The following is a 25,451-nucleotide window of genomic DNA, read 5'->3' on the forward strand; positions in this document are numbered from 1 at the left end:
CCCCATCAGTACAGGCTCTCGCCCGTCGTTTTCCGGCTGAAGAAATTCCCGGTCATTACCAGAGCCAGACCAACAAGCGACTTGAATATTCCAACCGCTGTCGTATAGCTATACTGCTGCGATAGAAGCCCCGCTCTGTAAATATAAGTATCTAGAATTTCACCATTTTCGGTATTCAGCGCATTCAGGAACACCCACACCCGTTCAAAACCGAAATCGAGGAATTTCCCGATATGAAGCAGAAATAGAATCATGATCGTCGGCAGCAGTGCCGGCAGGGTAATTCTTAGCGTCTGCTTCCAGCGGTTAGCCCCATCGATTTGCGCTGCTTCATACAGTTCGGGATTGATGCCCGCCAAGGCTGCTAAATATAGAATGGTGCCATAACCGGTGTCGCGCCAAACTCCGGATCCGATAAGTACACCACGGATATAAGCATTATCCCCGAGAAAATATAGAGGATCGAGGCCAAACCAGCCTAACAGCTGATTTAAAATCCCCGTTGTCGGCGATAAAATCGCTACCGACATACCGGCAATGACCACCCAGGAGAGAAAATGCGGCATATATACCACGGTTTGTACAACCCGTTTGAACATCACCAGCCGCAGTTCATTAAGCAGGAGCGCCAAAATAATCGGTGCGGGAAAAGCAAAAACTAGATCGTACAGCCCGATCAGCACCGTATTTTTCAAAATCCGCAAAAAATCATAATGCCTGAACATTTCAGCAAAATGAGCGAACCCCACCCACTCGCTGCCGCCGAAGCCTTTGAAAATGTTATATTCCTGGAATGCAATGATCGAGCCGCCCAGCGGAATATATTTAAAGATCAGAAAATAAAAGATGCTGGGGATGGAAATCAGATATAGCGCCCTATACTTCCATATCAGGCGCCATATGCTGCCTTCCTTGCCTGGCCTAGGCGCCATGCCAACGGGTAGCCGTGCTGCCGTGTCCACTTTGTTATGCATCACTAGTCTTCTTTGCCTCCTTCCTAGCTTTTCTTAATAGTACTGCCGAGAAGGCCGACGCTGCATGGTGTCATATACTGTAGTCTGGTGATTTTTTAAGGTGTTTCTACTCCCATGCAGATCATCAATTCAAAGAAAAAAGCCGCAGAGGCCGATTGGCCCTGCAGCGCAGAGGTTGATCATTGGTGAACCAGACGAACACTACTCTAACGAAACACCATATCGCTATTTCCCCTAAATTGAGCCGATGAAAATTTTAACGAAACTGGGTATCGTTATTTAGGTGAATTTGGGGATTCGAGACTGGATTCCTCTTAAATAACGATCTGTAGTTTCGTTAGATCTAAATTGCTGCTGTTTTGGGGGAATTAGCGTTCTGTAGTTTCGTTAGATTCAATTGCCGCTGGTTTTGACGGGTCAACCGGATACCTCGCCTATATCCTGCCGATGTACGGACTGAAGCTCTACAGGCCACAAAATCCGCTGCATAGCCAGACTAATAATACCGATGATGAGGACGACCAACCCTAACCAGAAAAACACACTGCTGACTCCTATGCTACGAATCAATATCCCCCCGATTAAGGGCGCACCGATCATCAATGTGCTGGTGGACATATTTTGAATACCAAAGATCCGGCCTGTCATGCCCTCAGGTGTTTCTTTCTGCAGCAGATAATTATAAGTTACAATACTAAGCCCGTTACCGATACCTATCATAAGGCCCAGGATGATACTCCATATCTCATGCGAGCCTGCCGTCAGCAGTCCCATACTTCCAAAGGCACCCCCAATAAGTACGGCCCCTCCTCCGATGCCAATCCCGTAAGTCACTTTACCGAGCCGGTTCAGCAGCAGAATGGTAATAAATGCTCCGACTCCGGTAGCCGCCAGCATCCAACCCATCAAGGATTCGTTATGGGGAGCAATCTCCCGATACAATGTCGGAAATTGAAAATCAACCATCAGAATGATCAGCAAGACGAGCATATTAACGATAAAACTACTATATAAAGCACGGCTCTTGATGAGCGCTGCCCAGCCCTGCTTCCATAGCGGAATGAATCCGAGCTTATCCCCCTCTGTTTCCTCAGCTTCCTCGTGCTTCCAAGCCTGCTCATTCTGATCGATATGCCGCAGTGTGAACAGCAGGAGGCAAGAGATTAAGCGCGTTACAGCATTCACCAGAATACATAATTGCGGTGAGATCATCGTCAAGGCTACCGCACCAAGAAGAGGGCCGACAATTTTAGAGAACTGATTAACAAGCCCATTGTATGAAGTCGCCTTGAGCAATTGATCCTCTCTGACAACCTGGCGTGTTAACGCCTGATGCGCAGGAACACGGAATACACCCATGGTAGCCCGAAGCGCAAGCAAAGGTAACAACCAGTACATACCGGGGGCAAATAGTAACGCTATGGTAAGTAGTGTCTCGGCTGCATCGGCAAGCATCATTAGATTGACTTTCTTCCACCGGTCAGCTATAACACCGGCAAATGAACCGAATAGAATCCCGGGAAGAGCGATCATGACCGGGATCAAAGCGATCATGAGTGGATCAGCACGCCAGCGAAATGCTACCAAAATCTCAATGGCAAAAGCATCGAACCAATCGCCAAAGGATGAAATGGCATAAGCCGAATACATTTTCGTAAAAATCCGATTGCGCCAGACAGAGGTCTGGGGCCCTGTTGAGGTAGAGACAGATGTAGACATGTATATTCCTCCGCTATTAAGAATTAAATCCACTCTAATGGAGAAATATCAGAGGAATATCAGACAGGACCCAAAATTCGTTCGATCATCTGTTCGATAGGTCGCTTATATACTGCGAGTTTATAGGTCCTTTCCAATTCATCATACCGGGCTTGGAACATCTTGAGCAGTTTTGGATCCGTATATGTCGTCTGTAAAAAATGAAGCATGCCTACGACCAATCCGATGAGTAACGGTATATTATGCGCTGTCTCAGCCGCCTTCAGACCATACTCCAAGGATGATAAGGCCTCTTGGCGCTGATCCTGAAGAAGTAACAATCTGCCCTTTATATTGTAGTAAGCGCCGATTTCCCGCAAATAGGGTGTCTGGCCCAACATCTCTTCAATATGTATAGAACAACATTCTGCCTCGGCAATATGTCCTGCGAGCAGATGAATCTGCATCTCCGTTGTTGCAATATGAATTTTGAAAATATCCAAGTCGCCATTTTCTTTTTCCACAGCGCGATACGCTTCCTGCACACGCAGCAGATCCTCTTCAACCCGTCCGTTTTTGGCATATAGACCAAGAATATTTAATATTTTCAGTTCCCGATGCATCTCAAACGGCAATAGCTCCAGTTCAATGGTCCGTTCATAGTAATCCAGGGATTTTTCCGGTTCGATGTAAAAAGCGCAATAAAAAATCAGCAGCCAATATAGTTTGCCACGGTCTTCAATGTCACTCTCCAGGAACCAGTCCAGATCGGCCCGTACAAACTTCAGGAACATTTGATGCTTGGATTCGATACTCACGCCAAGCATCTCTTGCTGATTGACAAGGGCCTGCATCGATTGGCTCTGTCCCAGCCTAAGGTAGGTATCGAGCAGTTCTCCGACCTGTTGCTTAACCCCGCTATCCGTCATTGAAGGTATCGCAAGTCCTGACGATTCTTCAAGGGTAAGGCTGTATCCAAGCCCTCGGACTGTGCGGAGGTGCACTTTCCCGCTCCATGCCTTCAGTTTTTTACGGAGCCGATATACATGATCATCCACGGTACGTTCCCCCGGATATTCCATCGGCCACACTTGATCGAGCAACTGCTCCCGATTGAAGACCTGGCCGCGATTCTGGTACAGAAACTGCAGCAGCGCGTACTCTTTTGCAAGCAGATGGATGTTCTCCCCTTGAAAGCTGACGGAATAATCCCGAGGTTCAAATTCAAGCGCGGTCATATATCTCCTCCTCCCTAACTCTGATATAGAGGTTCGTCTCATATTCTTCTTAATCCTATTAAAGCACGTTTAAGAAACGCCCCTCAACCTGTGGAGAGGAATTATTACATCCGACAATGGCAAAAAAACCGCTCGCACTTCAAGTGCAAGCGGCATTCCATATTACGACATGCATTCTGAGATCCATTCACAATTATATTACGTTATTCCGGTATGTTATCTACATTCGGATCAGGCGTGTATCCACTCTGATAACCGTTATATTTCACATCGGTGACCATCCCCGCCGAAGCATGATGCAGATCATGGCAGTGGAACATCCACTCCCCTGGGTTATCCGCCTCGAAGGCAACTACATATTTCTCGCCCGGCTTCACATTAAGGGTATCCTTGATCACGGGCGCTCCTTCAAGCGGTTGTCCATTTTTGCTCAGTACTTGGAAGAAGTGGCCATGTAAATGCATCGGATGATCGTCTTTCGAGGAATGGTTGATAAAAGTGACTTTGACCTTCTCTCCTCTATCGACCCGGATCGGATCGGTATCGGGAAATACTTTGCCATTAATGGTATAGACCATCTCGCCGCCCTTCATCGCCGTGTTCAAGTTCAGTAGAACTTCCTGATCGAAGGATTGATCAAGAGAGAAGCGAGTCTCTGCCTGTTTGCCGTACTTAAGCAGATCGAATTGAGGCAATTCCTCTGGAGCATTAGATGCGTCTGTCTGCTTATTCTCTGAACCCTCATAAGCGATGACTGCTCTCATATTCTCTACCCGAGCTTCATTTCCATGCTCCTCCAGCAGCCAGTTCCCCGGATTCTTCGCTATAAATTCAAGATCATATCTCTCACCCGGAGCAACAGCAATCCCTTGATCGGTAATCACAGCTGGGCTGTTCACAGGTTGTCCATCAGAGGAGACGATCTTGAACTCATGGCCATGCAGGTGCATCGTATGTGTCAGATAACCGGCATTGATCAAGCGAATTCGAACCTTCTCACCCTGTTTGACTGTCAGTTTATCAATCGCGTCACCGGTCTTGCCGTTGATGGTATAGAGGTCATACATGCTCATGTCATGTCCCATTCCACTCATATCCCCCATATCCATATGACTGTGATCCATTCCTTCCATATCACCCATATCCATGCTTCCATGATTCATGCCTTCCATCCCGCCGTTCTGCGCGTTGTTTGTATGGCTCCCCATATCCATGCTGTCAGCGCTCATCCACTCATCCAGTACAAGTGTATAGTCACGGTCGTAATCCTCATCCGCCCCCTCTACAATGAACGATCCATAGAGTCCCTTATCCAATTGATTAACGCTATCTTGATGGGAATGGTACCAATACGTACCTGGAATTGTAGCCTTGAATTCATAGGTGAAGGTTTTACCGGGTACAACTGCATCCTGTGTAACCCCAGGGATTCCGTCCATTCCATTCGGAACCGGATAACCATGCCAGTGAATAGAGACGGGTTCCTCGAGTTCATTCTGCAATTTAATCTTGACGGTGTCGCCAACCTTAACACGAATTTGTGGACCTGGCACGGAATTGTTGAATGTCCATACCGGAAGGGTCTTGTCTGCGGATACCCGCAGGTTGCTCGCTTTTGCCGCAATTGTATATTCCTTGCCATCAGCAACTGGCGTTTCTCTAGTTAGAGTTAACGGGATTGACGGGCTGGCCACAGGCTTGCTGGCGGTCTCCGTACCCTCGGACTTGGCACAGCCCACCACCACGGTGCTAATCGCTCCAATCGCCAACCAGATTTTCAATTTATTTTTCATCCTTCCAACCCTCCACTTTAGATATCCTGATAAATGTTACTTTACCCAGAAAATGTGTGGAAATGATGGAGGATGCTTATTTTTTAATTACTTTTATTTAAATTATTTCAATTTGCAGTTCATCACTCTTGCACCGTCATAATAAGCCCGCCCTCATTGTCGCCGGAAAGCTCATACTCCTTACTCCCCGGAAGTTCAACCGTCTTGTTATGAGACTCCGGATAATAGGTTATCGTATACTTCTTCCCATCGACCTCGGCAGATATCCTTCCTTCCTCCTGCAAGAAGCTGATATACTCCTCCAATACAAAGTCCTTCTCATGCATAATAGCGCTATGAGGTAGTCCAACATACCGAATATGCCACGGCTCGTATGCGATACCGGTAATATCGATCTTGTCCTTCGGGTAGCGTAAAATGAATCCGTATTTCCAAGCGTTCTTCTCGATCCATCGTCCCTCAGGGGCCTCGGACATCTTCGATTGAGTCGATCCTACATCCAGTGATAATCCTAAATTATGCTCACTATTCCCCGCGGGCAGAGCAAACTCCGAACCCATCTCTTCATATAATACGTCCTGCTGCTCGAAATCGCGATAGCCGCTGCTGATCAGAAAATGGTTAACTCCATCCTTAGACGCAGCCGAGACCATATCCATAAACCTCTTTGCCACTTCTTCGGACAGACGAATGTTGCGATCATACACCCCGTATCCCTGCATCAGGTCAGGGTAATCGAATAAATTAACAATATCTGTTCTGACACTCTCCTGTCTTACTGCGAATTGTCTGTTAACCAGAAGCAGATTTCCTTGGTATATTTGGCTTCTTTCAACTTTCATTTTACTCGTGGTCTGATGCTGGGACGAATCAGACTTATAAGTTTGTCTAAGACTTTGGATCTTCACATTATCTTTCAAGACTGGCTCTATTTTAATGAGTAGATAGCATAACCCTAGCATGAACAGTACGACAAATACCCTTTTCTTCATTCTCTAGCTTCCTCCTTGAAATCTGCTTGCCCATTAAGAATAGAGGAAACTTATAAAATAAAGATTAGGGTATTCTTTAAATATTTCTTAAATTATCCGCATTATCCGTAGTTATTCAGTAGCTTTACTCTCTTGTGGCAAGCGTACCTCAAACACGGTTCTAGTCAAGCTGCTCTCCGCAGTAATCGTACCCTGATGCTGTTCCACGATATTTTTGGCGATAAACAGGCCAAGTCCTTTGCTATCCTCTTGGTGTGAGCGCGCTTTATCTCCATTAAAAAACATGTCAAAGAGATGCGGCATATCATCGGCGGGGATAATATCACCATAATTTACGATTTGCACGACGATCGTATCTCCGCCCTCCATGTAACCGTTAATATCTACGAATTGACCATCCGTTCCGTATCGGCTCGCATTGGTCAGGAGATTCTCAAATACGCGAGCCAATAAATCTCCATCACCGATCATAGCAAGCTGAGTAGTCATATCTAGGCGAACCGTTAAATCATTCTTCTCAAAGACGGGATACAATTCCTCACTCAGCTGAATCAGCAGTTCATTAATATTGATCGGCGTCTTCTTGAGCTTCAGCACCCCATAGTTCATCCGCGTGATTTCAAACAGCTCGTCAATCAACTTCTCCAGACGTTGGGATTTGGTAAAAGCAATCGATAAGTAATGCCTGACCTGCTCTTTTGTTAACTGCTCTTCCTTCAAGATTAAATCGAGATAACCCAGAACCGATGTGAGCGGCGTGCGCAAATCATGCGCCAAATTGACGACCAGTTGATCCTTACTGCTCTCTGTGAAATCTCCTCTCTCAACGGCTTGTCTTAGCTGCTCACTGGCCAAATTAATGTCCTCCGCAATAGCTCCGAATTCATCATGGGACGGAATCTGGACCCTCCGTTTGAAATCTCCACGGGCAAGATGATTGATCCCCTCGGAAATTTGTCTGAAGTAGATCGAATATGGCCTTGAGAGCAGATAAAAAAACAGGATGGAAAGCGGTATAAACAGGATCAGGAAAAAGTTCACATCACCGATGCTCCGGATCAATTTACGATAATAGGCCATGGAATCCTCAAGCCGTACGTTATTGCGGTAATAAATTTGCAGAATCTTATAAACGGTATAAGTGATAGCTCCAGACATCCCCATACTGGCTGCAAACAACATCAGCATCTTTGAACGGAAACTGCGTTTGATTCTAGCCATTGAACGAATACCCTACCCCCCATACCGTTTTGATCCACTTATCTTTTTGTTTATCCTCCCCCAGCTTCTTACGGAGGGTACGGATATGAACCATAACTGTGTTGCTGCCCTCATAATAAGCCTCGCCCCACACCTGTTCAAAAATATTTTCCACGCTGAATACCTTCTTCGGGTGGCTGGCCAGTAAATACAAAATATCAAATTCCTTCGGCGTGACGACGATATCCTCGCCATATAGGGTTATAGTTCGGCGGTCGACAGAGATCACTAACCCACCGAATTCAAGCACCGCAGATTGCTCTACCCTGGGCTGGTTCAGCTTCGTGTATCTGCGCAGCTGTGCGTTAACACGGGCCACCAACTCGATCGGTGTGAACGGCTTCGTCATATAATCATCGGCTCCGATTACCAGACCATGCACCTTATCGAAATCGGATGTTTTCGCACTTAAAAAGATGATCGGCATGTTGTATTGTTCGCGTACCTGGCGCGTTACCTCATAGCCGTCCAGCTTCGGCATCATAATATCCAATATGAGAAGATCGACCGGCTGCGACTGAATGACCTGCATCGCTTCCAGTCCGTTATAGGCTGTGATGACATGGTAACCTTCCTTCTCCAGATGGATCGAGATCAGATCAGCGATCTCCACTTCGTCATCGGCAACCAGAATCGATATACGTTCCACTATTCCACTCCCTCATTAAGTTACATCTACATCTCTCACTATTCTCTATGATTTCTCAGGCTTATTCAAGATAAGTGGCTGGTGAGGTGCATTTACGCGGAGCATTTTACGCGGATACCTTCGTCTATATCTGAAATAATCACTTCTGGAAGCGAACATCTGAAGTACGTTGAATATGATGTAACAATAGCGCCTATTTACAACACCGCAAAGGTGGAGAAGAAATGAATTGGATCATTGCAGTCCTATGTATCGCTCTGGGGGCCATGTCCGCTCTCTTTCCGGGATCGGCCTGGTACCTGTCTTACGGATGGAGGTATAGGGATCATGCTCCCAGCCAAGCTGCGCTTGTGACTCAGCGCATTGGCGGCATTTTGCTGTCTCTGATCGGCCTCGCCATGATCACAGTCAGCTGCTCCTCCTAACCTGTCCGCCTCCTATATAATTTGGCATTCCATGCTGTATTGGTTAAACTGACAATAAGATGAAAATATAGGAGGCGCGATCATGAGCATATACGATTATGAGGTACGAACCATTTCCGGCGAAATCACAACCCTGGAGCCTTATCGGGGAAAGGTGCTGTTGATCGTCAATACGGCAAGCGGCTGCGGCCTGACACCCCATTACCGGGGGCTGCAGGAGCTATACACGGAATACGCTGAAAGCGGCTTTGCCGTTCTGGGATTTCCCTGCAATCAATTTGCTGGACAAGAACCCGGTACAGAGGAGGAAATTAAATCCTTCTGCGAGACCAATTATCAGGTGACCTTCCCGTTATTCAGCAAGATTGATGTAAAAGGCGAGCATGTACATCCCCTCTATCAATACCTTGTGGAGCATACGCCCGAGCCTTACCGTACTGGAGACATCGAATGGAATTTCGTAAAATTCTTGATCGACCGTAGCGGCAATATAATGAAGCAGTACAGTGCCCGCACCGAGCCTGAGGCGATCCGACCTGATATAGAGCAACTGCTGGAGCAATAAGCTGAGCTTCCCCCTTGATCTTCCCGCTGCATAGGATTATAATAAATAATGCTTAATGCGGGTGTAGTTCAATGGTAGAATGCCAGCTTCCCAAGCTTGAGGCGAGGGTTCGATTCCCTTCACCCGCTCCATATTTATACAAGATTCGACCTCTGGAATTGTCCAGAGGTCTTTTGGTTATTTTTACAATTATTCCCTAATATAAAGGTTGAAGTAAATAACGGACCGATGTACAATAGATAGCATGCTTTCTAATCATACTATCCTATAGAAAGGCTTTGATGATGTGAATAAGTTGATTGAGCGGCTCCCAGAGAAATGGAGAGGCTGGCTTCCCTTGTTGCTCATGCTGATTTTTCCAGTGCTCGGCGCTCTGTACAAACTTGTAAATCGCCCGAAGGCGCAGGTCTACTATCTTGGCACCTCATTCGATCAGGCGACGCCATTCATTAAGTATTTCGCGCTTCCGTATGGAATCTGGATATTTTTTATTTATGTATGTATTGTTTATTTCTTCTTCAAGGACCGTAAGTCATATTACCGATCTTTACTGCTATACACGGTTTCGGCCTTATCTTGTTACGTCATCTACTTAATGTTTCAGACTACGGTACCCCGGCCAACAGTAACCGGAAATGACCCGTTCAGTCTAATTGTAAAATATATATATAATCGCGACCTGCCGTTCAACTGCTTCCCAAGCATTCACTGTTTCTCCAGCTATATGGTGATGCGGTTGATCTGGACCAGTCCGGCCCGCAACCGTGTAAATACGCTTCTCATCAGCAGCATGTCCTTAATAATTATCGCTTCAACATTACTTATCAAGCAGCATGTCATTGCCGATGCGATCGCAGGCATCGCCCTTGTTGAATTCTACATCTTGGTATTGTTCCGGCTGCCAAGCCTATACCGCAGCCGTTCTAACAAAGGTAAGGTGCATCAGCGCGGTTTCAATGCCTAAGACGGTATAGAAGAAGCTCTCCATCTGTTGGAGAGCTTCTTGTTTTTTATATGATATTAAATAAAATAGCCCGCTACAGCTCCAACGACTCCACCGTTATCCCCCAAAGATGCCGCAACTACTTCAATCTCCTCTGCTCTCTCCCTAAAAACGGGGAGCAATTGCTGCGATAACTGATTACGGACAGGATTCAGCAGGAAGTCTCCTTGCCTGGTAATGGCACCTCCGATGACGATTCCTTCCGGATTAAAGATATGGACCATATTCGCCAGCCCTGCCGCAATATACCCCGTATACTGCTTCAGAACGTGAATGGCCGCTTCGTTCCCGCTCTGCGCGAAGGCGAATGCCATTTCCGGCTTATGGACTTCCGCCAATTCTAGTCCAGCTTCCTTCACCAATCTCATCAAGCCTGTCGCAGAAGCATACTGTTCCCAGCAGCCTGTTCTTCCACAATTACATGGATACCCATCAAGGTTAATAACATGATGTCCTATCTCTCCAGCAAACCCGTCGCGCCCTGGATATGGCCGGTGATCGATAATCAGACAGCCTCCTATTCCTGTACCCAAGGTAATACAAATGAAATCCTTCCAGCGTCTTCCTGATCCTACCCAAGCTTCCCCAAAAGCCATCGCATTCGCATCATTATCAACCAGTACGGACAAGCCTGTTTGGGATTGCAGCCGTTCGCCAAGCTCCATTCCGGACCACCCCGGTAAATTGGCTGTGGCCCCCATAACAATACCAGTCCGACTATTGACTTGCCCTGCCGTTCCAATGCCAACACCCGCTACCTTCCAACCTTTGCTCCCCGAATACCGCTCCATTTCCGTCGTAATTTCGGCTATTCGGCTTAATAATGCCTCCCCGCCTTCATAAGCCTTCGTCGGAAGAATAGAGTGATGGATAACCTCACCCTTGGCGTTTACAATTCCTGATTTAATGTTTGTACCGCCAATATCCAAACCGATGGCCACTTCTTCAGAATGCCGCATCCATTCAGACCTCCATCTCTATCGATTCATCATGCATTCTTGATAGGTATTAATCTCTCCGTGCATAATATATCTATGAGTTAGATATAAAGACGATTATTATCGTAAAGCATCGTTAAATTTCTTTGTAATTAATTGTGGCCTAGTAATAGCCCCACCAATGACAACCGCATACGCTCCCGCTTGGAGACACTCTGATGCCTGCTCAGGACTATGAATCTTTCCCTCAGCTAACACAGGAATACTGACTTTCCGGTTGAGATCTGCAACTAATTGAATATCCGGCTCTTCACTCTGCGGGCTATAGTCCGTATAACCAGACAAAGTGGTAGAGATGAGATCGAACCCTAATTTTTCTGCCTCTTCTCCTTCCGCAACGGTGGATACGTCTGCCATTAATAAAACCTGATGCTTCTCCCTGATCTTATTCACGATATCCGCTAGATTCACCCCTCCTGGTCTGGTACGCAAGGTTGCATCCATAGCTACAATATCTGCTCCGGCCGCGATTACACCTTCAATCTCTTGCAGCGTAGGGGTTATGTAAACGTCAGAACCGCTATATTCTTTCTTCCATAGGCCGATCAGAGGTAAATGGCTTACCTTCTTGATGGCCCTGATATCCTGTGGCGTATTCGCTCTAATTCCTACCGCGTTGCCCATTTCAGCCGCTATTGCAAAACGTGCCATATAGTCGCTACCATAGAAAGGCTCACCCTCAAGGGCCTGACAGGACACAATAAGCCCCCCCTTAAGAGATTGAATGATGGAATGCAGCATAGTACAACTCTCCTTATATCGATTTTTTCTTTATCTTGGATCCCAATGCTTCATTAATTTTAGGATATAATCTCCTTTTGCAAAATAAATAAAGGTTATTTTCTTCAATTATAGTTGTGTACCCCTGCTTTGTAAACACCTATTCACCTATCAACCTTCTCTAATTAAGACAAAACCACCTCCATATAGGTGAAGGATCCCAAAAGGGCAAACATGTGGGAATGCGAAATTAAAAATATAGGAATCCTGGAACTAGCGTGATCGTACTTATCAAACGGTCAAAAATGACCGTTAGACCAAGAAAAAAACAACTGGGCTCTTCTAACGGACACTTTTGACCATTAGAAGAAAAAAATGCAGTTTTCCACGATATTCCTCCTTTGTAATGGACATAATTGTCCGCTACAAGGGCAGCGTACCAATAGATTAACGCTAACGGTCAATAATGTCCGAGTGATCCGGTCAAAACATGGGGTTGTCCATCAGGCTACTCGCGCTCCGGCGCGAGACTCCGTTCGCCCCCACTTGCTGACGCAGTTAGGCTCACTTCGACGAACCCCCAAGGGGTTCTCATCCCAAAGGACGCAAAAAAGCCCAGTTCAAAGAACTGGACTCTCATCTACGTCCCAGAAGGGATTCGAACCCCTGACCGACGGCTTAGAAGGCCGTTGCTCTATCCTGCTGAGCTACTGGGACAAAAAAAGAATGCGATATTTATTATATCGCATCTGGCTTATTTTTCAAGAGGTTTTATTTGACGATAAATTACATTTTATGGGATGCGGAGTCGGAAGAGAACTTCTCATGCAAGCTCTCGGCAATCCCTATATATCCAAGCAATAGCTGTTTGAACTGCTCCCGCTGTACTGCGGGCTGGGGCCATCCCTCATCCCCGAACTGATCCTCAGCAATGACGCCATATGCTTGATGCAGGTCATTATTGAACCAATCGGTTTCCATCCTAGCATCACTCCGTAGCATTCTTATGATCTCATACTGTTCACTGCCATTCTCAGCAGAACGAGACACATACACCAGCAGCTCAGGGTCATCCACCGCACCTGGACTTACTGCAATTTCCGCACATTCAACTCCACCTACTTCTGTTAACCGGATAACCTTCGCATCTTTTATATAATACATTTCACACTTATCCTCTCGGCTCCTTAGTTCTCATATCCTATACGACTCAGCAGCTGCCTAGTCTCCTCCGTACCAAGTCGGTAAATCTCGCGGTATAAGTTGTCCAGCACGCTCTGATAGCTGCTATTGACCGTATCCTCTGGGCTGTCCGGCCATGGATAGGTATAAGCGAGGAAGGTACTCTCTTCCTTCTCACCGAGCAACTCCAGCATATGACTGATCGCATCAACCTCCTCCGGGGCCGCATGGATCTCCCATTCATAAGAGGTTGCCTGCGGATCATCAAGTACCGAACGTCCATGCACGGACACATAATACGTTTTTTTCTCCATTTATTCCGCTCCCTTCAAGCCTGGTCATCTATTTTAGTCATAGTTTTCCGTAAGGGACAGACATTTTATGCCTCCTTCCGGCATAATGTGTTATTACTTTTCGCCCGGTTTGACGAACGGGAACGGAAGCCATCATAGAGAGGAGAAACCACATATGTGCGGAATTACCGGCTTTATCGAATGGAACCGGGATCTGAGCGGAGAGCTGGATCTGGTTCTATCCATGACCTCCTGCCTTGAGGCAAGGGGCCCCGATGCACAAGGCACATGGATTTCCGGCCCCTGCGCCTTCGGTCATCGCCGACTAAGTGTCATGGACCCGGAGAACGGGGCTCAGCCGATGACCATTCAAGAGGAACAAGCCGTCTATACCATTGTATATAACGGAGAGATTTACAACGCTCCTGAGCTTAAAGAAGAATTACGGCAACGAGGACGCTATTTCAGAACCAACTGCGACACCGAAGTTCTGCTCCAGGCTTATATCGAATGGGGGCCTGATGCTGTAGAGCGCCTTAACGGAATATTTGCTTTTGCCATATGGGATAGTGTTCGCGAGCATATATTATTTGCCCGGGATCGACTCGGTGTGAAGCCTCTCTTCTATAGCGAAGCAGGGGAAACTCTGGTGTTCGGGTCCGAACCGAAAGCCTTGCTCCAGCACCCGAAAGTAGAAGCTTTGGTCGGCCCCGAAGGACTAGCGGAAATATTCGTTATCGGACCGGCCCGAACGCCTGGACACGGGGTTTACCGCAACATCAAGGAACTGCTGCCCGGACATGTTATGATCTTCAACCGTTCGGGACTGCGACGCTTCTCGTATTGGAAGCTTGAAGCACAGGCCCATGAGCACAGCATAGAGGAGACCGCGGCCCATGTCCGCACGCTGCTGCAGGACACGATGGATAGACAGCTCATCTCTGATGTTCCAGTTTGCACTCTTCTCTCCGGGGGACTCGACTCCAGCGCCCTGACTGCGTTGGCCGTCGATTATTACCGTAGAAGCGGCCAAGGACAGATGCATACGTACTCGGTGGATTACGAAGGGAATGACCAATATTTCAAGGCTCACAGCTTTCAGCCCGGAGCGGACGCCCCCTGGATTAGGCGAATGGTAGAAGAGCTTGGAACCGAGCACCATTGGATTACCTTTGATACTCCAGAGCTGGTTGACGCTCTAACGGACTCTACTCTGGCCCGCGATCTGCCTGGCATGGCCGACGTCGATGCCTCGCTGCTGTTATTTTGCAGGGAGATCAAAAAAGGAGCGACCGTCGCGATTTCCGGCGAAGCTGCCGACGAGGTATTCGGCGGATACCCTTGGTTCCATCGCAAGGAATTGCTAGAGTCTGGTACCTTCCCCTGGTCAGTAGCCACCGATCTTCGTTCAAGTCTGTTGTCCCCTGAAATTAGAGACTGGATTCGCCCCGAGCAGTATGTAGCGGATAGATACAGCCAAGCCGTAGCGGAAGCCCCCCATTTATACGGGGAAAATGAAGATCAAGCACGCATGAGACTGATGTCATATCTCAACATTACCCGTTTCATGCCCACGCTGCTGGACCGCAAGGATCGGATGAGCATGGGGGCCGGACTCGAGGTACGAGTCCCCTTCTGCGATCATCGCCTCGTCCAATATGTCTGGAATATCCCATGGGAGATTAAGACCGTTGGCGGGCGCGAGAAAGGCATTCTACGCAAAGCGCTTGAGGGCATTCTTCCTGAGGACGTCCTCTACCGTAAAAAGAGTCCCTATCCGAAGACACATCATCCCGACTATTTAGCTAGAGTAAAAGGACAGTTGCTCGACATTCTCGATAATCCAGCATCTCCGATTCTTCCTCTAATTGATGCGGATAAAATTCGCACCATCGCCGCATCGCCAGAAGCGTCCAGCAACCTGCCCTGGTTCGGCCAACTGATGTCCGGACCTCAGCTATTCGCCTATCTGACACAGGTGAATTTCTGGCTATCCCATTACCGTGTCTCTATCCGTTAATGAAGGATGAGAATTCAAGAGGGACTGTCCCCGGCCGAGTTCATGATGAACTTAGCCGGACGACAGTCCCTCTACTCTTTATGAATAACTCAACTAATTCGATAAGCCAAGTGACCGAAGCATTCTCATGACTGTTACGGCCATTTGTGCTTTCGTCACATTCGTGCTTGGTGACAAGGAGGTTGCGGAGACTCCCTTCATAATGTTCTGCTCTACCATCAGTGCCATAGAGCTCTGTGCATAAGCTGCGATTTCTTGGCTATCCTTAAATCCTGCCAGCACAGAGGTATCAGCTGTGCTACTCTTGCCAGCGTATTTCATCGCATTGGCCAGCATCACCGCCAGTTCCTGACGAGTAATCGCCGCATTTGGATCAAAGCGGTCTGCGGATCTCCCCTGGACCAGGCCTACCTGCTTCGCTACTGTAATTTCCTCAGCGTATAAGGAATCCAGACTTACGTCAGCGTAAGGCGCTGTACTGTTCTCCTGTGGAATAAGTCCCAGCCCTCTGACGATCATGGCGATTACTTCGGCACGTGTAATACTGCGTTTCGCCCCGAACTGGTCAGTGGAATCGCCAGAAGCGATCATCTTTGTGACAGCCGATGAAATATCCTGAGCCGCCCACTCCAGATGATCCTTGAAGCGGGAACCTCCATTATCGATCAGAGTGTAAATACCGTTAGCATTTAATTTCAGCTCGGTTGTAATCAAATCGGCATTCTTCCCGAACAAGGCCGGTACGGCATGCAGATGATCCTTGCCCGGAATATAGCCTACCCCTGCTATGCGTCCGGTATTAACGCCCGCTGCATTGAAGCTCACTTTGCCACTCACATAAATATTACCGAAGGAGAGCGGTTCGGTTGTCTTGCCATCAGCAGATATCTTCTCGAGCTTGAGCTCGAAAGGCTGCCCATAGGTTTTCTTACCAGCCAGTAGTGCTTGCAATGCTCCCTCTAACGAAGGATCAATCGCACCCAACGTCAGCTTAACCATAGTCCCAGTAGGGAACATTGACACAGGGAAGCTGAATTCCATGCCGTTCAAGACAACGGTTAGACTAGAATTATCGAGTTCGGCAAGGGCCGCGATGACCTCTTGCGGCAACGTAATTTCCGCCTGCTTCAATCCTTCCTCAATGATGAGCTTGAAGGAAGTCGTCTGTGCATTTTTAATGGATTTCAGCGTATCTGTGACGGGAAGGGTGACGATCGCTTTCTCGCCTTCCTTAACGACCTTCAACGGTAACGTTCCCTTGTTTTTAGATTCTGGTTGAGGTGCAGATGTAGTTCCTCCCCCAGAACTGGAGCCGCCGCTCGATGGAGAGGACGGTCCGGAAGGTGAGCCTGAATCTGTATCTGCGTCTGTCTTCACATTAAGACTCTCGGAAGCTGCGGAAACTCTATTGAACTTCTCGCCATCCCGATCGATCGCCAGAACATGAATTTGATAATTAGTAGCAGGTGTCAACGTCCCTAACGTATAGCTCGTTGTGTCGGAGTAGCCAATGAATTGGTTGTCTACATAAATCTCATAAGCATTTGCCCCTTCTACAGCATCCCATTTCACCTGCACAGACTTAGGAGATTTAGACACTATCGTTAGCTGTCTTGGTGCTGCAAGCCCCTGCGCATTTACCCTACCATCAATTGGCAGGGCACTGTTCAACACTGCAATCAGCTTCTTGTCTCGGTCCCCGCTAATCTCCCAGTTCATCGTTCCGGCGATATCGAGCGTTTTTACCAAAGAGGCGGTATAAAGAACAGAATTCTCATCATTGTAGGTAATAAAAATTTGCTTCTCCGGATTGTACAGATACGCCACCTTGGCCGCATCATTCCAATAACGGTCATAGCCGTTCTTATTTACGTAATTGCTGTCCAGATCTGAGTAATCGAATACTCCTGTTTCCCAGCTGCCGAAGGAGGTTGAAGGCTTGGCGCAAGTCTGATATTCACCGCCTGCAGGACAACCTTCCCAACCCTTCCCATAGAATGGAATGCCCACAACCAGCTTATAATTCGGCACGCCACCATTCAAGTGACCGAGCAGTCCGCCTCTTACGTTACTTCTAGATGCGTTTTCTGTAGACAGCTTCTTATCATAGTACAGTGGAGCATTGTGGTTCGCCAACGTATCCCAGCTGCCGCTGTAGTCGTATGTCATGATGTTAATGTAATCAAGATAAGCCGCTGAATTGGCAAAATCGGCATTGATGACAAAGTTATCGCCTTGTCCCGAGGCCATGGACAACAGATAATACTTCCCGTCCTCAGACCCTGCCGCATCCAGTGCCTCCCGCAGTGCTGACATCATCAAGGTGAAATTTTGCTTGTCTTCCGGCCTTCTGGAGTTCGATTCTTCCCCTCCTTCAACCGGATATTCCCAGTCGATATCAATTCCATCCAGCTGATATACTCTCAGGAATTCCACTACTGAATTGGCAAAAGAACGACGTGTAATTTCGTCTGCAGCCATATTGGAGAAATTTTTCGACCAGGACCAGCCTCCGACAGATGCCATCAGCTTCAGGTTCGGGTGCTCATCTCGGATGGCCCTGAATTTCGCGAAATTATCCAGGTCAACTTCGGTATCGCCTACGATAATCTCACCGTCGAAGACATAGTCCTTCTGCAGTGGAATATCTTCGTTCTGGCATTCAGCCCCCCCGGAGCCGAACTTCTTCCAGCAAAGATCTGCGAAAGCGTAGTTGATATGGGTCATCTTCGATACATCAACATCTTCCGGATAGTACTCTCTCTCGTATACGGACCATGCCATATAATAGCTCACTAACGTATAATCGCTGCCCGGGACGGCCGTTGTCACAGCGCTCATAGGAGATTCCCACAGCTTGTTCTTGGCCACTACGGCAAAAGAGTAGGACTTTCCTTCTACAAGACCGCTTGCTACATAGCGATTAACCTCACTGCTGCCCAGGAAGGTGCCATCCATATAGACATCATAAGCCGTTGCTCCCGGAACGGGGGCCCATCCTAAGGAGACGGTCTGACGAGTCGCCGTGATCACCTGCAGATCCTGCGGAGACTCCAGCGTACCCCAGGTGATCGTCACCGCATTGCTGTCAACAGACGGCGGGACCCCCGCTTTCTGAGCCCCGACAGTGAAGGTGAACTTGGTGCCTGCTTCAATCCGATCACCTAGCAAGTAGGTGACGGACGTTGCTGTATTCTCCCAGGTCCCCGTTTTCCAATCGCCGTTCACATACAGATCATAGCCAGTTGCCTCAGGGCTTACACCCCAATTCAAAGTTACGGCTTGCTCAGTAATATCGGTTATTTTTAAATAACTTGGCGGTGTCAAAGGAGGGTCCTTGTATTCACTCATATCGGCGGGTGTAGTAAATTCTAGAATATTGCTTTTGTACTCTTTCGAAGGCCTATCTTTATTCCAAGTAATGTACACTCGATATGTGGTCTCCGGTTCAAGACCTGTAATGGTCCTCGTCCATAGATTCCCCCACGTAATAGCCTTATCCGTATCAGCATTCCATATATCGATTTCATTATTATCATTATCGATGAAGTCCCACTTTAATACTGCTCGGTTATGGTACAACTCCTCTATCGCAAGATTCGTTGGTCCCGACTTTACTTCGGAATCTGAATCACTGCTTAATACTGTGGCAGCATCAATAGCTTCATTCTCAGGTTGGGTAGGTTCTACAGCTGGCTCTGAAGGTCCTTGCTCTTCGGGCTGGACAATTTCAATTACTGGATCTGTAGGTTCTTGCTCGGCAGCATATACTTGCGAGGAATCAAGCAATGGCCCAAAGGCCATGAGGAGGGCTAGAAGAACAATAGCAGCCCTAACAAACTTTTTACGGAAACGAAAAAGCAATCTGGTCACCCCTCTAACTAAATTTCGAAAATAAGTGCTTGTTCAAGTAAAAGTGTTATTCTTGGAAGTATTGTAGAGTCTAGTCTACAGGAGCCTTGAAAGAATAATGTCTTTGCCTGCTGCACGCGATCTCATTCGTATCATCATTTTCAAAATCCAGTCCATTGAAAGCGGTTACCCAAAGTGATATATTAATCCATCGCCCCTCCCTCTATGTAAATCTTACCTTGGGTTCATTGCCCCTTCTCTTTGTTCATGAAGATGATGAAGATAAGAGTACCTGAGAAGTGATATGAGTTATATTACATCATGGGACCTCAAGGATAAGAACGGAAGGGATAAATTTATATCATTTAGGGGTAAAAAATTATAAAATCGAGTTCTTGCGACAAACTTCATATCATTCATTAATAACACAACAAATATTGCAGCTAGAAGAAAGAACCTTCCCAAGAAATATAAAAAGGCTTGATCCGAAAGAAGGTATTCTCTCGAATCAAGCCTTATCGAAAATTCATATTATTAACGTGAACGCTGTTCCAGCTTCTCAGTCAGTTGTCTTAGTGCCGCACCGCGATGGCTGATCGCCTGCTTTTCCTCGATGCTCAATTCCGCCATCGTCTTCTCGTACTCAGGCAGATAGAATAGCGGATCATAGCCGAAGCCCCCCGAGCCTGCACGCTCCGCCGTAATCCAGCCGTCTACCGAGCCTTCCGCCTCAATAAATTGACCGGTAGCCGGATCGTATAGGGCCAGATGGCAGACGAACCTCGCTGTGCTGAGCAGCGGCTGATCGGTATCCTCACCCTGTTGGATGCGTTCCAGCGCCTTCAGCAGCTTCTCATTATTGGCTTCATCCGAAGCCGCTTCCCCGGCATAGCGGGCAGAATAGACGCCTGGTTCTCCGTCCAATTGATCCACACACAGGCCAGAGTCATCTGCAAGCACAGGCTGCCCAAGCCGGTCGCCTACCTCCTTGGCCTTCTTGCGCGCATTATCCGCGAACGTCTCTCCATCCTCAATGACCTCTGGCACATCGGGGAAGTCGTACATACTCTTCACCGGCTTGTTCAGGAATCCAAGCGCATGCGCAAATTCACGAACCTTGCCCTGATTTCGGGTCGCTACAATAATTACATTACCGTCCAAGCTCACTATGCTTGTCCTCCAGTCTCATCTCCGCGAATTTTGAGGGCAATGGGCCCTAGGACTTCTTGCTGTTGCAGTATCATCTCACTGATCCCCTGCTCCGCGAGAGCCAACATCTGGTCAAGCTCCTGCCGCGAGAATGGATTCTCTTCTCCGGTTCCCTGTACTTCAACGAACTGACCTTTTCCAGTCATAACCACATTCATATCGACCTTGGCTTTGGAATCCTCTTCATATTCGAGATCCAGTACTATATTCTCTCCGACAATCCCGACGCTGACAGCAGCCAAGAAGTCCTTAATCGGGAACGTAGGCAGATTATGCTTCTGCACAAGCTTATTAATAGCAAATGCCATCGCGACAAACGCACCAGTAATTGATGCGGTCCGCGTACCGCCATCCGCTTGAATTACATCACAGTCAATCGTAACGGAGCGCTCCCCAAGCGCATGAAGATCGACGACCGAGCGCAGTGAACGACCGATCAGTCTCTGAATTTCCATCGTCCGGCCGCTAAGCTTGCCACGTGCTGATTCACGTTGATTCCGGGTCTGCGTCGCCCGCGGCAGCATCGAATACTCAGCTGTAATCCAGCCTTTGCCCTGTCCTTTCATGAACATGGGAACCTTCTCATCAACAGTCGCCGTGCAGATTACCTTCGTATCGCCAACTTCAATATACACAGAGCCCTCTGCATATTTATTTATGTTTACGGTCAATTTCATTGGCCGCCGCTCATTCACTTCACGTCCGTTAGGTCTCATCATAATTGCCTCCTACATTTTTCATGCTGTCTATTTGCTTCCCTATTCTACCAAAACATAAACATAAAAGCATCTTTTCGACTTCATTTTTGGAAAGCTCCCTTCCAGACCATTCTTTACCATATCCAATTATCCAGCGATTATCCGAAGCAGAACCATCTTCCCAAGATCAGATCCTAGACTGTTCTGCAAAAATAAAGGAGGGACCTATATGGCGCCCTCCTGAGCTTCAATTTTTTAACACGCACTTATAATGGTATATCGTTGATTACCTGTGGCCGCAGCACCGGCTGCCCATAGTCCTGATTGTCCGTTCCGAACACTTCCTTCTCCCCGTTGAACCAAATCCGGACCTTGTCCTGCGCTGAATTCTCCGATACCGTGAGAACCAGCGACTGCATCATTTGCGCAGGCAGCTTCTCCCCAGGATCGAACATATCATCCTCAATCGATACGGTCACTACCCCATTGTCTGAGCGTTCGACCCCGTCAAACATTGTATTTTGGGTCACTACATTCTCGAGTCCATCCCCCTTGAGCGGTCCTTTGATCAGTTCATCGACAGCAGAAGCAACAAGGTCGCTGCCATAAGGTACGAACCGTGTTACCGGTACGAAGTAAGCTGTCCCGTCCTGTGTTGCCGCGGAGAAAAAGATCGTTACCGGACTGGATTGCGACAGGTTGATCTCATTGTCTAGCTGCAGGTTGATTCCGATCGAGCGATTCAGCGGTCTGTCCAGCGGCATGCCGCCCACCGGCATTTCGTTCAGCTTGGCGCCATCCATCCATACCTGCACATTCTGAATCTCGGGATTGTCGATCAAGGTCCAGGTTAGCGCCTCGGCAATTTTCCGCTCATCCGCAGCGGGGTAATTGGCGAATTCTTTGCTGAACTCAACGACTGCCAGCTTCTCATCCGGCTTCAGAGTCACCGCCTTCACTTCTGTGCCCTTCGGAAGGACTCCCTTGAAGCCGGCGGGAAGCAGCTTGGCATAAGCGCCCTCGCTGACTAGTGCTTCCAGTGCTGCCATCGTCTTTCCCGTAGCATCCTCTCCCTGCGGCAAATGCAGTGAGATCGGGGCGAGCAGACCATGATCATTCTGTAAATACACCGTCGATACTGCTCCTCCTGCCGTAAGGCTTGTCTGACCGTTAACACCAGCTCCTTGCATCATTTGCGCTTCAATATCCGAAGGCGGAGGGTCGATCTGTGATGAGGGGCCTGTACCAAACATGCTGCAGCCTGATAACACGATCGGCAGGGCCAGTACGCTGACCATTACCGAATTTCGAATCTGGCGGTTCCATTTCATAACCTGGGTTCCTCCCTAACAATTTACTAAGGTTTGTATTACTATATATACGAGCCCTCCCTATGAAAAATAACTATATTTTTCGGGGAACTGGACATACTGCATCATGCAATTGTGTGATGGAACTATTAAGGAGTAGAGGTGATGGACTTGGAACAACCAAAAGCAAAAACGCCTTATAGTCTTAACAGTAAAAAAGTCGCTGACGCCACCAAAGCCTGGCTGCATAAACGCGGTGTCACGATGGAGGAGATTGCCGAATTGGTCTTATTCCTCCAACAGCAATACTATCCGAATCTAACGATGGAGGAATGTATCCATAATGTTGAGCAGGTGCTGACCAAGAGAGAGGTTCAGAACGCGGTGCTGACAGGCATTCAACTGGATATTCTTGCTGAACAGGGAGCCTTGATTCCCGAGCTCCAGGATATGATCTCCAATGATGAGGGGCTGTATGGAGTGGACGAGATACTAGCCTTCTCCATCGTCAACGTCTATGGCAGCATCGGCTTCACCAATTATGGCTATGTCGATAAGCTGAAGCCGGGGGTTCTAGAGCGGCTGAACGATAAATCCCTTGGTCCGGTCAATACCTTCCTGGACGATATCGTCGGCGCCATCGCCGCTTCCGCCAGCAGTCGTATTGCCCACCGCAAGCAAGCGGAACGAGAGCGTGATAATGGCGAGGAATTCATTGAAGAGGACCACAAATAAGAAAATAAGAGGCCGCTCGTGGAATCTGTTGATTTCACAAGCAGCCTCGTTTATTTTTCGGCAAATAAATATGTCTCACATGCCCCGTATGAATCATCACGCACACGATCAACGGGAATCTGTACAACATATCCTCGTCTTACCAGTTCAATCAGATGAGCAAGCGCCTCTGACATGGCGAATCGCATCTGATGGATCCCTAGCTCAGTTCCGAATAATGCGCTGCATACCGCAAATCCGCTCATAGGCTGCTTCGCCAGCATCGCCTGTACAGCATCAAGCCGTTCCTCATGATGTCTAATCAACATAACGGTCCGTTCGGTAAAGTGTGTAAACGGGCGGCGATGCCCTGGAAAAGCTAGAGCGACTTCATATTTTCCCAGCTTCCTTAGTGAACTTATGAATGACTCCAACGGCTGTGGGTCACTCCCAGGCATCAGGCTTACATTCGGAGAGATCTGCGGTAAAACTGCATCTCCGCACAGCATCAAGCCTCGCCGAACATCATAGAAGGACAGATGTCCCGGCGCATGCCCAGCACTCTCGATGGCCCGCCATCTCTGCCCGCCCATGATAAGCTCGTCCCCTTCATGAATATATGTAACTTCTGCAGATGGACTGACCTGAGGTATGAAGCTCTCCATATGTGTCGGGAGCTGCCTAATCCATTCTGATGGCATTCCATGAGCCTTATACAATTCCGGCAGAGCCTTATTCATTGTACTATCAGGCCCCCACATTCGCAGCGTCTCTTCATGCGCACGATGTGACATGTAGACAGGAGCCCTACTCCACTGCTGCAAATAACCGGCCAGTCCATAATGATCCGGATGGTGATGGGTTATTACGATCGAGCAGATATCCTGCGGCGCAAGCTTCAATTCCCGCTGAATAGCTTCCCATGCAGCTTCCCCCTCCTGAGTATGCGGTCCAGGATCAATGATCGTTACGCCCTCATCGCCATGGAGGACATAGCTGTTGACGTAGCGCAGCGGAGGAGCCATCGGAATGGGGATACGAGTGAGGCTGTAATCTCCCCATACTTCAATCTGTGAATTCATGATGATACATCCCCCACCATGATCATCCTAGGCGAGGCCAGCGGATCGAAGGAATCCTCATCATAGCTGCCATATATCTCCTTCAGCCCCAAGCCGGCTTCCTCCAGCATTGCCGTAAAGTCCTCCCGGGAATAGAGTTTGATTCTCTCCAAATAATGTCTGGGCTCTGTCCCTTTATCCACGGTACCTGTTTGATCGATAATCTCGATTCTTTTTTTGACGTATCCGTCCTCAATTACGCGACGCTCTTTAATAAGCTGGCCATCATAGGTTCGTTCCGATTCAGAAACCAGATGCGCCTTCGTATACTCGGGGTTCAGGAAATCTATAATAAATTGTCCTCCCGGCTTCAGCATTCTCCGCACTTCCTTTAACACCTTAATATTCTCGGAATCTTGATCGAAATAACCAAACGAAGTGAACAAGTTAACGACCGCGTCAAAGCCTCCTGATAACGGCAAATTCCGCATGTCTGCATGCATCCAGGTAACCCGTTGGTCAGGATCATTTCTCCTTGCTTCCCGTAGCAGAACCTCGGATAAATCAACGCCGGTCACTTCATATCCCGCTTCTTCAAGCGCCATAGCATGACGTCCCACTCCACAGCAGAGGTCCAGAATTTTGGCACCGATGGGTAGCCCAAGCCAAGAGATCATTTTATGTACTTCACGCTTTGCACCCTGAAAATCGCGATGCTTGTATACGAGCAAGTAATCCTCACCGAAGCTCTGTTCATACCATTCTGCCATTTCTGTCTTTTCTCCTCTCTAGCATCT

General features: G+C 47.9%; 22 protein-coding genes and 2 tRNA genes. 6 read left to right on the plus strand and 18 right to left on the minus strand.

All coding sequences use genetic code 11. The features are described from left to right. Window positions 1-5 precede the first annotated feature (5 nt). The 7 genes from ABD014_RS14990 to ABD014_RS15020 all read right to left on the minus strand — a co-directional run bounded on the left by ABD014_RS14990 (window position 6) and on the right by ABD014_RS15020 (window position 8,604). On the minus strand, window positions 6-932 hold the full coding sequence (locus ABD014_RS14990) for an ABC transporter permease (RefSeq protein WP_343862706.1): 927 nt from the start codon (window positions 930-932) through the stop codon (window positions 6-8). A 459-nt stretch (window positions 933-1,391) separates the two neighbouring features. Further along, window positions 1,392-2,693, minus strand: coding sequence for an MFS transporter (locus tag ABD014_RS14995; RefSeq protein ID WP_343862463.1), 1,302 nt, complete (start codon window positions 2,691-2,693; stop codon window positions 1,392-1,394). 59 nt (window positions 2,694-2,752) lie between these two features. Then, a complete protein-coding gene (locus ABD014_RS15000) occupies window positions 2,753-3,910 on the minus strand; it encodes a winged helix-turn-helix domain-containing protein (RefSeq protein WP_343862465.1) in 1,158 nt (385 codons plus the stop codon). A gap of 203 nt (window positions 3,911-4,113) precedes the next feature. Further along, window positions 4,114-5,703 (minus strand): multicopper oxidase family protein, encoded by a 1,590-nt coding sequence (locus ABD014_RS15005; protein WP_343862468.1) that lies wholly within the window; start codon window positions 5,701-5,703, stop codon window positions 4,114-4,116. A 122-nt stretch (window positions 5,704-5,825) separates the two neighbouring features. Next, complete coding sequence (locus ABD014_RS15010; RefSeq protein ID WP_343862470.1) at window positions 5,826-6,695, minus strand: M15 family metallopeptidase; 870 nt, start codon at window positions 6,693-6,695, stop codon at window positions 5,826-5,828. Window positions 6,696-6,806: 111 nt separating this feature from the next. Continuing rightward, on the minus strand, window positions 6,807-7,916 hold the full coding sequence (locus ABD014_RS15015; protein WP_343862472.1) for a sensor histidine kinase: 1,110 nt from the start codon (window positions 7,914-7,916) through the stop codon (window positions 6,807-6,809). Continuing rightward, window positions 7,909-8,604, minus strand: coding sequence for a response regulator transcription factor (locus tag ABD014_RS15020; RefSeq protein WP_343862474.1), 696 nt, complete (start codon window positions 8,602-8,604; stop codon window positions 7,909-7,911). The genes ABD014_RS15015 and ABD014_RS15020 overlap by 8 nt, the downstream gene beginning before the upstream one ends. Before the next feature lie 224 nt (window positions 8,605-8,828). On the opposite strand from ABD014_RS15020, the gene ABD014_RS15025 reads away from it, so the two are divergent. From ABD014_RS15025 to ABD014_RS15040, 4 genes are all read left to right on the plus strand, one after another. After that, on the plus strand, window positions 8,829-9,029 hold the full coding sequence (locus ABD014_RS15025) for a DUF6199 family natural product biosynthesis protein (RefSeq protein ID WP_343862476.1): 201 nt from the start codon (window positions 8,829-8,831) through the stop codon (window positions 9,027-9,029). Window positions 9,030-9,111: 82 nt separating this feature from the next. Continuing rightward, on the plus strand, window positions 9,112-9,594 hold the full coding sequence (locus ABD014_RS15030) for a glutathione peroxidase (protein WP_343862478.1): 483 nt from the start codon (window positions 9,112-9,114) through the stop codon (window positions 9,592-9,594). Window positions 9,595-9,651: 57 nt separating this feature from the next. Then, window positions 9,652-9,725, plus strand: a tRNA-Gly gene (locus ABD014_RS15035). A gap of 155 nt (window positions 9,726-9,880) precedes the next feature. After that, the gene (locus ABD014_RS15040; RefSeq protein WP_343862480.1) at window positions 9,881-10,558 is read left to right on the plus strand and encodes a phosphatase PAP2 family protein; all 678 of its coding nucleotides are present in this window, start codon (window positions 9,881-9,883) and stop codon (window positions 10,556-10,558) included. Window positions 10,559-10,614: 56 nt separating this feature from the next. Here the strand turns inward: ABD014_RS15040 and ABD014_RS15045 are convergent, their stop codons facing one another. The 5 genes from ABD014_RS15045 to ABD014_RS15065 form a co-directional block, all read right to left on the minus strand. After that, window positions 10,615-11,556, minus strand: a complete 942-nt coding sequence (locus ABD014_RS15045) for an ROK family protein (RefSeq protein WP_343862482.1) — start codon at window positions 11,554-11,556, stop codon at window positions 10,615-10,617. Between the two features lie 99 nt (window positions 11,557-11,655). Beyond that, entirely contained in the window at window positions 11,656-12,336 is a 681-nt protein-coding gene (locus ABD014_RS15050; protein ID WP_343862485.1) for an N-acetylmannosamine-6-phosphate 2-epimerase, read from the minus strand. Window positions 12,337-12,958: 622 nt separating this feature from the next. Continuing rightward, window positions 12,959-13,032: transfer RNA gene (locus tag ABD014_RS15055), tRNA-Arg, on the minus strand. A gap of 69 nt (window positions 13,033-13,101) precedes the next feature. After that, entirely contained in the window at window positions 13,102-13,479 is a 378-nt protein-coding gene (locus ABD014_RS15060; RefSeq protein WP_343862487.1) for a hypothetical protein, read from the minus strand. A gap of 23 nt (window positions 13,480-13,502) precedes the next feature. Then, window positions 13,503-13,811: a hypothetical protein gene (locus tag ABD014_RS15065; protein WP_343862489.1), complete on the minus strand. Its 309-nt coding sequence runs from the start codon at window positions 13,809-13,811 to the stop codon at window positions 13,503-13,505. Window positions 13,812-13,965: 154 nt separating this feature from the next. Here ABD014_RS15065 and asnB point away from each other — a divergent pair, with 154 nt between their 5' ends. Continuing rightward, window positions 13,966-15,810, plus strand: a complete 1,845-nt coding sequence (gene asnB, locus ABD014_RS15070; RefSeq protein WP_343862491.1) for an asparagine synthase (glutamine-hydrolyzing) — start codon at window positions 13,966-13,968, stop codon at window positions 15,808-15,810. 93 nt (window positions 15,811-15,903) lie between these two features. Here the strand turns inward: asnB and ABD014_RS15075 are convergent, their stop codons facing one another. The 4 genes from ABD014_RS15075 to ABD014_RS15090 form a co-directional block, all read right to left on the minus strand. Beyond that, a complete protein-coding gene (locus ABD014_RS15075) occupies window positions 15,904-19,674 on the minus strand; it encodes a glycosyl hydrolase family 18 protein (RefSeq protein ID WP_343862493.1) in 3,771 nt (1,256 codons plus the stop codon). A gap of 522 nt (window positions 19,675-20,196) precedes the next feature. Beyond that, window positions 20,197-20,829 (minus strand): XTP/dITP diphosphatase, encoded by a 633-nt coding sequence (locus ABD014_RS15080; protein WP_343862495.1) that lies wholly within the window; start codon window positions 20,827-20,829, stop codon window positions 20,197-20,199. Beyond that, window positions 20,829-21,590 carry a ribonuclease PH gene (gene rph, locus ABD014_RS15085; RefSeq protein ID WP_343862497.1) on the minus strand — a complete coding sequence of 254 codons (762 nt, stop codon included), beginning with the start codon at window positions 21,588-21,590 and terminating at the stop codon, window positions 20,829-20,831. Before rph ends, ABD014_RS15080 begins: the two co-directional genes overlap by 1 nt. Window positions 21,591-21,835: 245 nt before the next feature. Beyond that, window positions 21,836-22,900: a GerMN domain-containing protein gene (locus ABD014_RS15090; RefSeq protein WP_343862499.1), complete on the minus strand. Its 1,065-nt coding sequence runs from the start codon at window positions 22,898-22,900 to the stop codon at window positions 21,836-21,838. A 144-nt stretch (window positions 22,901-23,044) separates the two neighbouring features. Between ABD014_RS15090 and ABD014_RS15095 the strand changes: the two genes are divergently transcribed. Continuing rightward, window positions 23,045-23,614, plus strand: coding sequence for a phosphatidylglycerophosphatase A family protein (locus ABD014_RS15095; RefSeq protein WP_343862501.1), 570 nt, complete (start codon window positions 23,045-23,047; stop codon window positions 23,612-23,614). Window positions 23,615-23,664: 50 nt separating this feature from the next. On the opposite strand, the gene ABD014_RS15100 is transcribed toward ABD014_RS15095, so the two are convergent. Both ABD014_RS15100 and ABD014_RS15105 read right to left on the minus strand, forming a co-directional pair. Next, a complete protein-coding gene (locus ABD014_RS15100; protein WP_343862504.1) occupies window positions 23,665-24,675 on the minus strand; it encodes an MBL fold metallo-hydrolase in 1,011 nt (336 codons plus the stop codon). Beyond that, the gene (locus ABD014_RS15105; RefSeq protein ID WP_343862506.1) at window positions 24,672-25,424 is read right to left on the minus strand and encodes a class I SAM-dependent methyltransferase; all 753 of its coding nucleotides are present in this window, start codon (window positions 25,422-25,424) and stop codon (window positions 24,672-24,674) included. The genes ABD014_RS15100 and ABD014_RS15105 overlap by 4 nt, the downstream gene beginning before the upstream one ends. Window positions 25,425-25,451 lie beyond the last annotated feature (27 nt).

It is taken from the genome of Paenibacillus motobuensis (genome assembly GCF_039521865.1).
In the GTDB taxonomy this organism is placed as follows: Bacteria; Bacillota; Bacilli; order Paenibacillales; family Paenibacillaceae; genus Fontibacillus; species Fontibacillus motobuensis.

Excerpts from the sequence above, each read along its gene's own strand:
- ABD014_RS15090 (WP_343862499.1), bottom strand. The coding sequence starts at position 22,900 with ATGAAATGGAACCGCCAGATTCGAAATTCGGTAATGGTCAGCGTACTG.
- ABD014_RS15100 (WP_343862504.1), bottom strand. The coding sequence starts at position 24,675 with ATGAATTCACAGATTGAAGTATGGGGAGATTACAGCCTCACTCGTATC.
- ABD014_RS15065 (WP_343862489.1), bottom strand. The coding sequence starts at position 13,811 with ATGGAGAAAAAAACGTATTATGTGTCCGTGCATGGACGTTCGGTACTT.
- ABD014_RS15095 (WP_343862501.1), top strand. The coding sequence starts at position 23,045 with ATGGACTTGGAACAACCAAAAGCAAAAACGCCTTATAGTCTTAACAGT.
- ABD014_RS15060 (WP_343862487.1), bottom strand. The coding sequence starts at position 13,479 with ATGTATTATATAAAAGATGCGAAGGTTATCCGGTTAACAGAAGTAGGT.
- ABD014_RS15105 (WP_343862506.1), bottom strand. The coding sequence starts at position 25,424 with ATGGCAGAATGGTATGAACAGAGCTTCGGTGAGGATTACTTGCTCGTA.
- ABD014_RS15005 (WP_343862468.1), bottom strand. The coding sequence starts at position 5,703 with ATGAAAAATAAATTGAAAATCTGGTTGGCGATTGGAGCGATTAGCACC.
- ABD014_RS14995 (WP_343862463.1), bottom strand. The coding sequence starts at position 2,693 with ATGTCTACATCTGTCTCTACCTCAACAGGGCCCCAGACCTCTGTCTGG.
- asnB (WP_343862491.1), top strand. The coding sequence starts at position 13,966 with ATGTGCGGAATTACCGGCTTTATCGAATGGAACCGGGATCTGAGCGGA.
- ABD014_RS15050 (WP_343862485.1), bottom strand. The coding sequence starts at position 12,336 with ATGCTGCATTCCATCATTCAATCTCTTAAGGGGGGGCTTATTGTGTCC.
- ABD014_RS14990 (WP_343862706.1), bottom strand. The coding sequence starts at position 932 with ATGGCGCCTAGGCCAGGCAAGGAAGGCAGCATATGGCGCCTGATATGG.
- ABD014_RS15015 (WP_343862472.1), bottom strand. The coding sequence starts at position 7,916 with ATGGCTAGAATCAAACGCAGTTTCCGTTCAAAGATGCTGATGTTGTTT.
- ABD014_RS15000 (WP_343862465.1), bottom strand. The coding sequence starts at position 3,910 with ATGACCGCGCTTGAATTTGAACCTCGGGATTATTCCGTCAGCTTTCAA.
- ABD014_RS15025 (WP_343862476.1), top strand. The coding sequence starts at position 8,829 with ATGAATTGGATCATTGCAGTCCTATGTATCGCTCTGGGGGCCATGTCC.
- ABD014_RS15030 (WP_343862478.1), top strand. The coding sequence starts at position 9,112 with ATGAGCATATACGATTATGAGGTACGAACCATTTCCGGCGAAATCACA.
- ABD014_RS15045 (WP_343862482.1), bottom strand. The coding sequence starts at position 11,556 with ATGCGGCATTCTGAAGAAGTGGCCATCGGTTTGGATATTGGCGGTACA.
- ABD014_RS15010 (WP_343862470.1), bottom strand. The coding sequence starts at position 6,695 with ATGAAGAAAAGGGTATTTGTCGTACTGTTCATGCTAGGGTTATGCTAT.
- rph (WP_343862497.1), bottom strand. The coding sequence starts at position 21,590 with ATGATGAGACCTAACGGACGTGAAGTGAATGAGCGGCGGCCAATGAAA.